We start from the raw sequence: 12844 nt of genomic DNA on the forward strand, positions 1-12844 counted from the left end.
ACGCCCGGTTACATTCCGAACCCGGAAGCTAAGCCTTACAGCGCCGATGGTACTGCAGGGGGGACCCTGTGGGAGAGTAGGACGCCGCCGAACAATCTTTGGAGGACCCCTGGTCACCAGCGTTCAGCTGGGACCAGGGGTCCTTTTCGCATTTCCCGTACAGAAGACAGGAGTCACCGATGTCCGCCAACTCTCCCGATGAGCGCCCGGAGCGCGATCAGCGCCGCCGGGACGGTGGTGACCGCGGTGACCGTGGCGGGTTCCGCGGAGGACCGCGCCGTGACGACCGGGGCGAGCGCCGTGATGACCGCCGAGGCTTCCGTCGTGACGACGACCGTGGTGGTTTCGGCCGTCGTGACGACCGTGGTGGTTTCCGTCGTGACGACAGGCCCGGGCGTGGCGATCGGCCCGAGCGGGGCGAGCGCGGGGATCGTGGCGGCTTCCGCCGTGACGACCGCCGTGACGACCGGCGGGATGGTGACCGCGGGGGCTTCGGCCGTCGCGACGACCGTGACCGCGGCTTCCGCCGTGAGGGCGACCGCCCCACCTACCGCCGTGACGACCGCCGCGATGACCGCCGTGACGACCGGAGGGACGAGCGCCGCGACTTCGACCGCGGTGACCGTCGCGACGCGCGTCGGGACTTCGACCGCGGCGACCGCCGTGACGACCGGGGCGAGCGCCGTGATGACCGCCGAGGCTTCCGTCGTGACGACGACCGTGGTGGTTTCGGCCGGCCTGACGACCGTGGTGGTTTCCGTCGTGACGACAGGCCCGGGCGTGGCGATCGGCCCGAGCGGGGCGAGCGCGGGGATCGTGGCGGCTTCCGCCGTGACGACCGCCGTGACGACCGGCGGGATGGTGACCGCGGGGGCTTCGGCCGTCGCGACGACCGTGACCGCGGCTTCCGCCGTGAGGGCGACCGCCCCACCTACCGCCGTGACGACCGCCGCGATGACCGCCGCGATGACCGCCGTGACGAGCGGAGGGACGAGCGCCGCGACTTCGACCGCGGCGAGCGCCGTGACGGCCGCCGCGATTTCGAGCGCAGCGACCGCCGTGACGACCGCCGGGACCACCGGAGGGACGACCGCCGTGACGACCGCCGGGACTTCGAGCGCAGTGACCGCCGTGATGACCGCCGCGACTTCGACCGCGGCGACCGTCGCGACGACCGCCGTGACTTCGACCGCGGTGACCGCGGTGACCGCGGTGGCTTCCGTGGCCGTGACGACCGTGGTGGGCGCGGCCCGCGTCGGGACGACCGGGGCGTACGCCCGGGTGGGTTCCGGGGCGGCCGTGACGACCGGCGCGGCGGCGGGCGTTTCCGCGACGACCGTGACCGGGACCGTGACCGGGACCGTGAGCCGATCAAGCGGCTGCCGATCCCGGAGGACGTCACGGGCGAGGAGATCGACAAGGACGTGCGACAGGAGCTGCAGAGCCTGCCCAAGACGCTCGCCGAGGACGTCGCCAAGAACCTGGTGATGGTCGCCCGGCTCATCGATGAGGACCCCGAGGGCGCCTACGGCTACTCCAGGGTGGCCCTGCGCCTGGCGTCCCGTGTCGCGGCCGTGCGAGAGGCGGCCGGGTTCGCCGCGTACGCGAGCCAGAAGTACAGCGAGGCGCTCGCCGAGTTCCGGGCCGCCCGGCGGATGACCGGGAACGTGGACCTGTGGCCCGTCATGGCCGACTGCGAGCGCGGTCTCGGACGGCCGGAGAAGGCGCTGGACATGGCCGGGGCGCCGGAGGTGCACAAGCTCGACAAGGCCGGGCAGGTGGAGATGCGGCTCGTCGCGGCCGGCGCCCGGCGGGACATGGGTCAGCTGGACGCGGCCATCGTGACGCTGCAGAGCCCCGAACTGGCCTCCGGCTCGGTCCAGCCGTGGACCGCGCGCCTGCGGTACGCCTACGCCGACGCGCTGCTCGCCGCCGGCCGGGACTCCGAGGCGCGGGAGTGGTTCGCCAAGGCCGTCGAGGCCGACCGGGACGGCAGCACCGACGCCTCGGACCGGCTGGCCGAGCTGGACGGTGTGGAGTTCACCGACGCGCTCGACGAGGGCGGCGCGGACGACGAGACCGACGAGAACGCAGAGACCGACGAGAACGCAGACAACGGCGTGACCGGCGAGAGCGGCAACGCCGACCCGGCCGACAAGGACTGACGGACACCACAGGCCGTCAGGCCGTCACGCCGACCGTCACAGACAGAGGGCGGGCCCCGGTCACCGGGGCCCGCCCTTCGTCGTTTCAGAGGTCCAGTGCCCTCAGCACCAGTCCCGACGCCGGCTTGGGGCCGAACGACGTCGACTTGCGGGGCATCGTGACACCCTGGCGGGCCAGGTCGCGGACGACCTCCTCGCGGACCGGGTGCATCAGGACGGCCGTACCGCCGTCGCGTTCGGCCTTCTCCACGGTGGCGACCGTGTCGTGGATGTAGGCGATGTGGGCCGGGGAGTCCTCGGGGATGTGCCAGACGTGCTCGAGGAGCGTGGCGTGCAGGACGGTCGCGTCGAGGGTGCGCCAGGCGGCGGGGTGCTCCGCCGGGATCGTACGGGCCAGCAGGGCCGGGTCCGGGCGGTCCACGAGATGGAAGCTGCCGTCGCCGGCGAACAGGAAGGCGTTGCCCTCGCAGGCCGCGTCCGCGAGTGCCTCCAGCGCGTCCGTCAGGGGCAGGTCCAGATGCCGTACGCGGAACAGGCCCTCCAGGGCGGACAGCGCGTCGGCGACCGGCAGGCCGTGCAGCAGGCGGTGGATGGCGCGTACGCGGAGCGGGTAGCGGGCCGTGTCGACGAGGAGGACCAGACCGTAGTCCCAGGCGCTGGGGGAGGGGTGTTCCGCGCGCAGCCGACGGTAGGTCGCCCAGCGGTGATGGCCGTCGGCGATCAGGGCCTGGTGCCGGGCCAGGTCCCCCTGCACGCGCGCGAGGTCGTCGGGGTCGGTGACCGCCCACAGGCGGTGGCCGAAGCCGTCCTCGGTGGTCGTCGACAGCAGTGGCGGCCGCTCGGCGACGCGTTCGATGATCATGGTGGTGGCGGCGGTCGAGCCGTCGCCGCGGTAGGTGAGCAGCAGCGGTTCGAGATTGGCGCTGGTCGCGCGCATCAGGGCGGCGCGGTCCGCGACCACGTGCGGCATGACGTCCTCGTGCGGCAGCACCACGCCCTCCGCCGGCTCCGACACGCGCAGCGCGCCGATCAGTCCGCGTTGCAGCATGCCGTCGCCGTCGCGCTGCTCGTAGACGTACAGGGCCGGTTCCGGGTCGGCGGCCAGGACGCCCTCGGAGAGCCAGCGGCGCAGGGTCTCCGCCGCCTGTTTGTTGCGGGCGCTGGGCGTTTCGGCCTGCGGCAGAATCAGCCGGACGATGTTGTACGGATCGGCCGACTGGAGGTGGTGCAGGCCGTCCGGCCGCACGACGACGTCGTACGGCGGGGACGTCACGGCGGCCAGGCTGCCGACCCGGTCGGGGTCGTAGCGCAGCCCGCGGAACGGGGTGAGTTCGAGGCCCGGGCGCGGTGTCGCCGGTGGGGGACCTGCTGTGTTCATCCCGGCATCGTACGTGTGTCAGTGGCGTGGGGGATGATCGGGGGAAAACGGGTTTCATGAGGAGAGATGCGGAATGACCCAGGGCGTCAGGACGAGGCCCGAAGGCAGTGCACAGGCCCTGAGCGAGGCGTACGACACGGCCCTGCTCGACCTGGATGGAGTGGTCTACGCGGGCGGCCACGCGATCGCGCACGCGGTCGACTCGCTGGGCACCGCCCGCGCGGGCGGGATGCACCTGGCGTACGTCACCAACAACGCCCTGCGCACCCCGGCCGCGGTGGCGGCACACCTCACCGAGCTGGGCATACGGGCGGAGGCGGCCGATGTGGTCACCTCCGCGCAGGCGGTGGCCCGGCTGATCGCGGACCAGGTGCCGCCGGGCGCGCGCGTACTGGTGATCGGCGGTGAGGGGCTGCGTACGGCGCTGCGCGAGCGCGGGCTGGAGCCGGTCGAGTCGGCTGACGACGGCCCGGCCGCGGTGGTGCAGGGTTACGGCGGTCCGGAGCTGGCGTGGGGGCGTTTCGCGGAGGCGTGCTACGCCATCGCGCGCGGCGTGCCCTGGTTCGCCTCCAACACCGATCTGACGATTCCGGGCGCACGCGGGATCGCGCCGGGCAACGGCGCGGCGGTCGAGGTCGTCCGGATCGCCACGGGCGCGGAGCCGCAGGTGGCGGGCAAGCCGCTGCCGCCCATGCACCGCGAGACGATCCTGCGCACCGGTGCGGAGCGGCCGCTGGTGGTCGGGGACCGGCTGGACACCGACATCGAGGGCGCGTTCAACGGCGGGGTCGACTCGCTGCTCGTCCTGACCGGGGTGACCGACGGCGCGAAGCTGCTCGCCGCGCCCCCTCGGCACCGGCCGACGTATGTCGACGCGGATCTGCGGGGGCTGCTCACCGGGCAGCCGGAAATCACTCGGGAGGGTGACGGTTTCCGGTGCGGCGGATGGACGGCGACGGCGGACACCGGTCTTGAGCTGAACGGCGAGGGGGAGGCGCTGGACGGGCTGCGCGCGCTGTGCGCGGCGGCCTGGACGGCGGGCGGCGAGGACGCGTGCGAGCTGGACGGGGGGAAGGCGCTGGCGCGACTGGGGCTCTGAATCGGGTGAGGCGCCGGGAACCGTCGAGTCAGTGGAGAGGGTAGGCTAACCTAACCTCGTGTTGGTCGACAGTCCCCCAGAAGAGCGCGCGGCGGCCGCCGCCGCGCCCCCAACCCGTCGAGGCGCGCGGGCCGTTGGGCTTCTCGCCTCCGTCGCGGTACTGCTGCTCGTCGCCCTGGCGAGCCTCGCGATCGGAGCGAAGGAGCTGTCCCTGGCTCAGGTCTGGCACGGCCTGTTCCAGGACTCGGGGACGTACGGCGACGTCGTGGTCGGCGAGCGGCTGTCCCGTACCGTCCTCGGACTGCTCGCCGGATCGGCGCTCGGGCTGGCCGGGGCCGTGCTCCAGGCGCTGACCCGCAACCCGCTCGCCGATCCGGGCATCCTCGGCATCAACGCCGGCGCGTCCGCCGCCGTCGTCACCGCCATCACCTTCCTGGGCGTGACCAGCCTGAGCGGCTACGTCTGGTTCGCCTTCCTCGGCGCCGCGGCCGTGGGCGCCCTGGTGTGGTTCCTCGGCGGCAGCCGGGGCGCCACGCCCGTGCGCCTCGCGCTCGCCGGCACCGCGATCGGCGCCGCGCTGTACGGCTACGTCCAGGCCGTGATGATCATGGACGGGGCGGCGCTGGGCAGGATGCGGTTCTGGACCGTGGGTTCGCTCGCCTCCGCCACGACGGCGACCGTCATCCAGGTGCTCCCGTTCTTCGCGGTCGGCACGGTCGTCGCCCTGCTGCTGGCCCGGCCGCTCAACGCCATGGCCATGGGCGACGACACCGCCCGCGCCCTCGGCGCCGACCTGAACCGCACCCGGGCGCTCGCCATGCTCGCCGCGACCGTGCTGTGCGGGGCCGCGACCGCCGCCTGCGGGCCGATCGTCTTCATCGGGCTGATGGTCCCGCACGTCGTGCGCTCCTTCACCGGACCCGATCTGCGCTGGATCCTGCCCTACGCCACGGTCCTGTCCCCCGTGCTGCTGCTCGGCGCCGACGTCGCGGGACGGATCGTCGCCCGGCCCGCCGAGCTCCAGGTCGGGGTCGTCACCGCGATCATCGGCGGCCCCGTGTTCATCCTGCTCGTACGGCGGCGGAGGACGGCCCAGCTGTGAAGACCACCCGCGCCCCCCGCCCCGTACGGGCCCTGCGCACCCCCGGCGGGCTGTCCCTGCGCCTCGACGTCCGCACCTGCGTGGTCGTCGCCCTGCTGGTGCTGGCCGCGCTCACGGCGAGCGTCGTGCTGATCGGCACCGGTGACTTCCCGATCCCGGCCTCCGACGTGCTCAGGACGCTCGTCGGCCAGGGCGGACAGGGGCAGGAGTTCGTCGTCCGCGAACTGCGGCTGCCGCGCGTCCTCGTCGGGCTCCTGGTCGGCGGCTGCCTCGGCGTCGGCGGCGCGCTGTTCCAGTCCGTCTCCCGCAATCCGCTGGGCAGCCCGGACGTGCTCGGCCTCTCCCAGGGCTCGGCCGCCGGCGCCCTCACCGTCATCGTCCTGTTCTCGGGCAGCGCCACCGCGGTCACCCTCGGCGCGCTCGTGGGCGGCCTGGTCACCGGTACGGCCATCTATCTGCTGGCCTGGAAGCGGGGCGTGCACGGGTACCGGCTCGTCCTGGTCGGTATCGGCGTCTCCGCGGTGGTCACCGCCGTCAACGGCTACCTGATCACCAAGGCCGACTTCGTGGACGCGGCCCGAGCGGTGGTCTGGATGACCGGTTCGCTGAACGGGCGCGACTGGACCCAGGTCGGACCGCTGGCCGTGCTGTGCGCCGTGGTGCTCCCGGTCGTCCTCGCCAACGCGCGCGCCCTGCGGATGCTGGAGATGGGCGACGACGTCTCCCACGCCCTCGGGGTGCGCGTCGAACGCGTACGGCTCCTGCTGATGGGCTGTGCCGTCCTGCTGGTCGCCGCCGCCACCGCGGCCGCCGGCCCCGTGAGCTTCGTGGCCCTGACCGCGCCGCAGCTGGCCCGGCGCCTGACCTGCTCCCCGGGCCCCAACCTGGTGCCTTCCCTGTGCATGGGCGCCGCCCTGCTGGTCACCGCCGACCTGGCCGCGCAACGGGCCTTCGGCGCCGACCAGCTGCCGGTCGGCGTGGTCACCGGCGTGCTCGGCGGGGTCTACCTGCTGTGGCTGCTGGTCACCGAGCGCAGGGCCGGGCGGATATGAGCGCCCGCAGCAACGCAGTGAGCAACCGAAGGAGCAGCGTGAACCGCCTGTCCGCCGACAACGTCACCCTCGCCTACGACCAGCGCGTCATCGCCGAGCAGCTGTCGGTGGAGATACCCGACAACTCCTTCACGGTGATCGTCGGCCCCAACGCGTGCGGCAAGTCCACCCTGCTGCGGGCGCTGTCGCGGATGCTCAGGCCCAGCCGGGGCCGGGTGCTCCTCGACGGGCAGGTGATCCAGTCGATGCCTGCCAAGAAGGTCGCCCGGACGCTCGGCCTGCTGCCGCAGTCCTCGATCGCGCCCGACGGGATCACCGTCGCCGACCTCGTGGGCCGCGGCCGCTACCCGCACCAGGGGATCCTGCGCCAGTGGTCCGCCGAGGACGAGCGGGTCGTGCGCGAGTCCATGGAGCGGACCGGCGTCGCCCCGCTCGCCGAGCGGTACGTCGACGAGCTGTCGGGCGGCCAGCGGCAGCGCGTGTGGATCGCCATGGCGCTGGCCCAGCAGACGCCGCTGCTGCTGCTCGACGAGCCGACGACGTACCTGGACATCCAGCACCAGATCGACGTCCTCGACCTGTGCGCCGAACTGCACGAGGAGCAGGGGCGCACCCTCGTCGCCGTGCTGCACGACCTCAACCACGCCGCCCGCTACGCCACCCACCTCGTCGCCCTGCGCGGCGGCCGGGTCATCGCCCAGGGCGCGCCGAACGACATCGTCACCGCCGAACTCGTGGAGGAGGTGTTCGGGCTGCGCTGCCAGGTCATCGAGGACCCGGAGACCGGCACGCCGCTGGTGGTGCCGGCGGCGCGCGCGGCCCGCGCGCGTGTGGCGGCCCACGGCGCGGTCGCCGGCCTGGCCGCTACAGAAGCTTCGTGAGCCGCATCAGGTCGAACAGGCTCGCCTGGAGCTTCACCCGCCCCGATCCCCAGGCCTTGGCGAACGCCAGCTCCCCGCCGACCATCGCGAGCAGGTCGTCGCCGGTCATGGCGAGCCGGATCTCGGCCTTTGTAGGCGGCGGGCCCTGAACGGTGTCCCGTACCTCTATCCGGCCGCCGACGAGGCGGCCCAGGAAGGTGACGTCCAGATCCTTGATGTGGCAGCTCACCGAGCGGTCCAGGGCCGCCGCCTCGCGGACGTCCCCTTCCGCTGTCGCCATGGTGTCGGAGAGTCTTTCGAGTGCGCTGCGGCACTCCTCGATCGTTGCCATCACCACCGACGTTACCCCAGGGCTTCGCGGTAGCGTCTGGGCATGAGCGACTCTGTGACCGGGACGGAGGTCCGGGAGGAGGCGGCGGACCCCGAGGGGGAGGCTCCACCGCCCGGCGGCGAGGCGGCCGACGCGACCGGCGGGCACGACCCCGCCGCCCCCGCCCCGCTGCTCGTGCCCCGCACCCCCACCGGCGACGCCCGCGTCGACGCGGCCCTGGAACGGCTCGGCGACGCCGACCACCTCGCCACGGACGGACACCTCGAGGTGTACGAGGATGTACACGGGGGGCTGCGCGACGCGCTCACCGCGCTCGACGCCCGTCCGGCACCTCCGGCGCCCCCCGCGCAGTCACCGCCGTACCGACACAGGAGCTGAACCGAACGTGGCAGGAGTCGCACGCCGCCGTCTCGACGCGGAGCTGGTCCGCCGGAAGCTCGCACGCTCGCGCGAGCACGCCGGCCAGCTGATCGCCGCCGGGCGGGTCACCGTCGGCAAGACCGTCGCGACCAAGTCCGCCACCCAGGTGGAGACCGCCGCCGCCATCGTCGTCGCCTCCGACGACAGCGACCCCGACTACGTCTCCCGGGGCGGGCACAAGCTGGCCGGCGCGCTGGAGGCCTTCGTACCGCGCGGGCTGGTCGTCGAGGGGCGGCGGGCACTGGACGCCGGCGCGTCCACCGGAGGCTTCACCGACGTGCTGCTGCGCGCGGGCGCCGCACACGTCGTCGCCGTCGACGTCGGATACGGACAACTCGCCTGGTCTTTGCAGAGCGATGAACGCGTCACCGTCAAGGACCGTACGAACGTACGCGAGTTGACGCTCGAAGCGATCGATGGGGAGCCTGTGGATCTTGTCGTGGGGGACCTGTCCTTCATCCCGCTCGGCCTGGTGCTGCCCGCCCTCGTGCGGTGCGCGAAGCCGGACGCCGACCTGGTGATGATGGTCAAGCCGCAGTTCGAGGTGGGGAAGGAACGGCTGGGCAGCGGGGGTGTCGTACGGAGTCCGGAGCTGCGGGCGGAGGCCGTGCGGACCGTGGCCGGGAAGGCGTGGGAACTGGGGCTGGGGGCCGAAGGCGTCACCGCCAGTCCACTGCCCGGGCCCTCCGGGAACGTCGAATACTTTCTGTGGCTGCGTGCCGGGGCGCCCGCCCTGGACCCGGCCGATGTTGACCGTGCAGTGGCGGAGGGGCCGCGTTGACACAGACCCAAGCTCGAACCGTTTTCCTGCTGGCCCACACCGGGCGGCCGGCCGCCATCCGCAGTGCCGAGCTCGTGGTCAAAGGGCTGCTGCTGTCAGGCATCGGCGTACGCGTCCTGGAGGCGGAGGCATGCGACCTGCCGCTGCCGGACGAGGTGGAGCTCGTCAGGGAGGCCACCCCGCAGTGTCTCGACGGGTGCGAGCTGCTCATCGTGCTGGGCGGTGACGGCACGCTGCTGCGCGGCGCGGAGTTCGCCCGCGCCTCGGGCGTGCCGATGCTCGGGGTCAACCTCGGGCGGGTCGGGTTCCTCGCCGAGGCCGAGCGGGACGACCTGGACAAGGTCGTCGACCGGGTGGTCAGCAAGGCCTACGAGGTCGAGGAGCGCATGACCGTCGACGTGGTCGTGCACCGCAACGGGGACATCGTGCACACCGACTGGGCGCTGAACGAGGCGGCCGTGCAGAAGGTGTCCGCCGAGCGGATGCTGGAGATCGTGCTCGAGATCGACGGGCGCCCGGTGACCGGGTTCGGCTGCGACGGCATCGTCTGCGCCACCCCCACCGGGTCCACCGCGTACGCCTTCTCCGCCGGCGGGCCCGTGGTGTGGCCGGAGGTCGAGGCGCTGCTGATGGTGCCGATCTCCGCGCACGCGCTGTTCGCCAAGCCCCTGGTGACGTCGCCCGACTCCGTGCTGGCCGTCGAGGTGCTGCCGCACGTCCCGCCGGGCGTGCTGTGGTGCGACGGGCGGCGCACGGTCGAACTGCCGCCCGGCGCGCGCGTGGAGGTGCGCCGCGGAGCGGTACCGGTCCGGCTGGCCCGCCTGCACCACGCGTCGTTCACGGACCGCCTGGTCGCCAAGTTCGCGCTGCCGGTCTCGGGGTGGCGCGGGGCGCCGCACTAGGACGGCCGTCCCGGGACACGGGGGGACGGGCGTGCCCCCTCTATGGGTGGGGCGGCGTCGCACGACGCGACCAAAACCTCGTATGGTCGTGGTCGTGTTGGAGGAGATGCGGATACGGTCACTCGGAGTGATTGACGACGCGGTCGTCGAGCTGTCGCCGGGGTTCACCGCCGTCACCGGTGAGACCGGGGCGGGCAAGACCATGGTGGTCACCAGTCTGGGACTGCTGCTGGGCGGACGCGCGGATCCGGCGTTGGTGCGGATCGGCGCCGGGAAGGCGGTCGTGGAGGGGCGGGTCACCGTACCCGCGGACGCCTCCGCCGCCGTACGGGCCGAGGAGGCCGGTGCCGAGCTCGACGACGGGGCGCTGCTGATCAGCCGTACCCTCTCAGCCGAGGGCCGCTCCCGGGCGCACCTGGGCGGGCGGAGCGTGCCGGTGGGGCTGCTCGCCGAACTCGCCGACGAACTGGTGGCCGTGCACGGGCAGACCGACCAGCAGGGGCTGCTCAAGCTGTCCCGGCAGCGGCAGGCGCTCGACCGGTACGCGGGCGACGCCGTCGCCGTGCCGCTCGCCAAGTACGCCGAGGCCTACCGCCGGCTCCGCGTCGTGACCGCGGAGCTGGACGAGATCACCACGCGCGCGCGTGAGCGGGCCCAGGAGGCCGACATGCTGCGCTACGGCCTTGACGAGATCGCCGGGGTCGAACCGCGGGCCGGGGAGGACACCGAGCTGGCCGAGGAGGCGGAGCGGCTCGGCCACGCCGAGGCGCTGTCCGCCGCCGCGACGGCCGCGCACGCCGCTCTCGCGGGCAATCCGGAGGACCCCGAGGGCATCGACGCGGCCACGCTCGTCGCGGGCGCCCAGCGGGCCCTGGAGGCCGTGCGGTCGCACGATCCGGCGCTGGCCGATCTCGCCGACCGCATCGGCGAGATCGGCATCCTGCTCGGCGACGTGGCCGGGGAGCTGGCGGGGTACGCCGACGACCTGGACGCCGATCCGCTGCGGCTGGCGGCGGTGGAGGAGCGGCGGGCCGCGCTCGGCGCGCTGACCCGCAAGTACGGCGAGTACGAGAAGGGCGTCGCCGCCGTGCTCGCCTGGGCTGAGCGGAGTGCCGCGCGCCTCACGGAGCTGGACGGCGACGACGAGCGGACCGGGGAGCTGACCGCCGAGCGGGACGCGCTGCGCACCGAACTGGGCGGTCTGGCCCAGGCGCTGACGGACGCCCGCTCGGAGGCCGCGGAGCGGTTCGCCGCCGCCGTGACGGCCGAGCTGGCCTCCCTGGCCATGCCGCACGCGCGCGTGTCGTTCGACATCCGGCAGACCGAGGACCCCGAGGGCGTCGAGGTCGGTGGCCGTACCGTCGCCTGCGGGCCGGCCGGCGCCGACGAGGTCGAACTACTCCTCGCCCCGCACCCCGGGGCGCCGCCCCGGCCGATCGCCAAGGGCGCCTCCGGCGGTGAGCTGTCGCGCGTGATGCTGGCCGTCGAGGTCGTCTTCGCCGGGACGGATCCGGTGCCGACGTATCTGTTCGACGAGGTCGACGCGGGCGTCGGCGGCAAGGCGGCCGTGGAGATCGGGCGGCGCCTGGCCCGCCTGGCGAAGAGCGCCCAGGTCGTCGTCGTCACCCACCTGCCCCAGGTCGCCGCCTTCGCCGACCGGCAGTTGCTGGTGGAGAAGACCAACGACGGCTCGGTGACCCGGTCGGGTGTGAAGGTGCTCGAGGGCGAGGACCGCGTCCGAGAGCTGTCCCGGATGCTGGCCGGCCAGGAGGACTCGCAGACGGCCCGGGCGCACGCCGAGGAACTGCTCGCCGCGGCCCGGGCGGACGTCTAGAAAGTGCGTAGGGTGGCGAAATGATCTCCCGTGCCGCCACCCCGCGCACACATCCACCCACTCCCACCCGACCCGCCACCGTCCTCCCCGCCGCACCGCCGGCCGGACGCGATTGCTGGGGCCTCAGGCACCACGAGGGACGACCCATCGGGCGGCACACCGGACCGGCGACGGCCGCGACGGCCGCGACGGCCGCGACGGCCGCGGCCGGGGTCGGTCGGGTGCGGTCCGCGGCGGGCCCGGCGGTGCCGGCCGCGTGCGCTGGGTCGGCGGCGGCTGTGTATGCCGTGACGGCGACGGCCGCGACGGCCGTGGCCGGGGCTGGCCGTGTGCGGCCCGAGGTGGCTTGGCGGGTTGTTGGGAGTTGCGGGGTCCACGACCACGCCGGTGGCTCGTGGCGCGGCTTCCGGGCGTGTCTTGCCGTCCTGCGGTGCGGTGAAGTCACCCGCGGGACGGCCGAGCTGCCGCGGATCCCCGCCGCCGGGGCGAGGCTGAAGGAATGGCTGCCGGACGGAGTGGTGATCGCCGGGGGCCGCGTGCCTCGTCGGCCTCCCGGACGTGCGGCCCGGTCGGTTGGCCGGCGCGGTGTTCGCGCTGCCGTGCGGTGGACCGGTCGCTGCCGGGGGAGTTGCCGCGGCGGTACTGCCCGGGGCGCTCGGGGAGCGGGTGGTGAGCGGTGGTACGGGGGCGCACGCCCTGGGCGTGGCGCCGTCGCGTGCGACGGGCGCGGCGGACTGGTCGCGCACGCCCTCGCGGTGGCCGCCGCTGCCGCGCGCGGGGAGAAAGTGAACGCGCCGAGGGCGGCACCGACGCGCCGGTTTCACTCTTATGGGTGATCCGGCGTCAAGCTGTCGGACCGTTCCCGCAGGCGCCCGGCACCCCGCGCCGACCCGGAACAC

12 protein-coding genes and 1 rRNA gene are annotated in these 12844 nt (G+C 73.8%); 10 read left to right on the forward strand and 3 right to left on the reverse strand.

What is annotated here, in order from left to right:
- A 5S ribosomal RNA gene (gene rrf, locus ACWEK3_RS31480) occupies window positions 1-93 on the forward strand; the annotation flags it as partial.
- 80 nt (window positions 94-173) lie between these two features.
- Here the strand turns inward: rrf and ACWEK3_RS31485 are convergent.
- Complete coding sequence (locus tag ACWEK3_RS31485; protein WP_453251171.1) at window positions 174-1079, reverse strand: hypothetical protein; 906 nt, start codon at window positions 1077-1079, stop codon at window positions 174-176.
- Between the two features lie 300 nt (window positions 1080-1379).
- Between ACWEK3_RS31485 and ACWEK3_RS31490 the strand changes: the two genes are divergently transcribed.
- On the forward strand, window positions 1380-2165 hold the full coding sequence (locus tag ACWEK3_RS31490) for a hypothetical protein (RefSeq protein ID WP_450542317.1): 786 nt from the start codon (window positions 1380-1382) through the stop codon (window positions 2163-2165).
- Between the two features lie 85 nt (window positions 2166-2250).
- Here ACWEK3_RS31490 and ACWEK3_RS31495 read toward each other — a convergent pair whose 3' ends face one another.
- On the reverse strand, window positions 2251-3543 hold the full coding sequence (locus tag ACWEK3_RS31495) for a DUF1015 domain-containing protein (RefSeq protein ID WP_450542313.1): 1293 nt from the start codon (window positions 3541-3543) through the stop codon (window positions 2251-2253).
- A gap of 73 nt (window positions 3544-3616) precedes the next feature.
- Between ACWEK3_RS31495 and ACWEK3_RS31500 the strand changes: the two genes are divergently transcribed.
- Genes ACWEK3_RS31500 through ACWEK3_RS31515 form a run of 4 tightly spaced genes read left to right on the forward strand, consistent with a single transcriptional unit; the run spans window position 3617 to window position 7677 of the window.
- Complete coding sequence (locus ACWEK3_RS31500; RefSeq protein WP_450542311.1) at window positions 3617-4642, forward strand: HAD-IIA family hydrolase; 1026 nt, start codon at window positions 3617-3619, stop codon at window positions 4640-4642.
- A 58-nt stretch (window positions 4643-4700) separates the two neighbouring features.
- Window positions 4701-5744 (forward strand): FecCD family ABC transporter permease, encoded by a 1044-nt coding sequence (locus ACWEK3_RS31505; protein WP_453251155.1) that lies wholly within the window; start codon window positions 4701-4703, stop codon window positions 5742-5744.
- Window positions 5741-6796, forward strand: coding sequence for a FecCD family ABC transporter permease (locus tag ACWEK3_RS31510; protein WP_450542307.1), 1056 nt, complete (start codon window positions 5741-5743; stop codon window positions 6794-6796). The genes ACWEK3_RS31505 and ACWEK3_RS31510 overlap by 4 nt, the downstream gene beginning before the upstream one ends.
- Entirely contained in the window at window positions 6793-7677 is an 885-nt protein-coding gene (locus ACWEK3_RS31515; protein ID WP_453251156.1) for an ABC transporter ATP-binding protein, read from the forward strand. The genes ACWEK3_RS31510 and ACWEK3_RS31515 overlap by 4 nt, the downstream gene beginning before the upstream one ends.
- Here ACWEK3_RS31515 and ACWEK3_RS31520 read toward each other — a convergent pair.
- On the reverse strand, window positions 7661-8008 hold the full coding sequence (locus tag ACWEK3_RS31520) for an SCP2 sterol-binding domain-containing protein (RefSeq protein ID WP_450542303.1): 348 nt from the start codon (window positions 8006-8008) through the stop codon (window positions 7661-7663). The genes ACWEK3_RS31515 and ACWEK3_RS31520 overlap by 17 nt on opposite strands.
- Before the next feature lie 42 nt (window positions 8009-8050).
- Between ACWEK3_RS31520 and ACWEK3_RS31525 the strand changes: the two genes are divergently transcribed.
- From ACWEK3_RS31525 to recN, 4 genes are all read left to right on the forward strand, one after another.
- Window positions 8051-8386: a hypothetical protein gene (locus ACWEK3_RS31525; protein WP_376549102.1), complete on the forward strand. Its 336-nt coding sequence runs from the start codon at window positions 8051-8053 to the stop codon at window positions 8384-8386.
- A 7-nt stretch (window positions 8387-8393) separates the two neighbouring features.
- Window positions 8394-9209 carry a TlyA family RNA methyltransferase gene (locus ACWEK3_RS31530; protein WP_390876373.1) on the forward strand — a complete coding sequence of 272 codons (816 nt, stop codon included), beginning with the start codon at window positions 8394-8396 and terminating at the stop codon, window positions 9207-9209.
- Entirely contained in the window at window positions 9206-10111 is a 906-nt protein-coding gene (locus ACWEK3_RS31535) for an NAD kinase (protein ID WP_450542300.1), read from the forward strand. Before ACWEK3_RS31530 ends, ACWEK3_RS31535 begins: the two co-directional genes overlap by 4 nt.
- A gap of 82 nt (window positions 10112-10193) precedes the next feature.
- Complete coding sequence (gene recN, locus ACWEK3_RS31540) at window positions 10194-11945, forward strand: DNA repair protein RecN (RefSeq protein ID WP_450542299.1); 1752 nt, start codon at window positions 10194-10196, stop codon at window positions 11943-11945.
- Window positions 11946-12844: the final 899 nt, after the last annotated feature.

It is taken from the genome of Streptomyces sp. NPDC004721 (assembly GCF_053601495.1).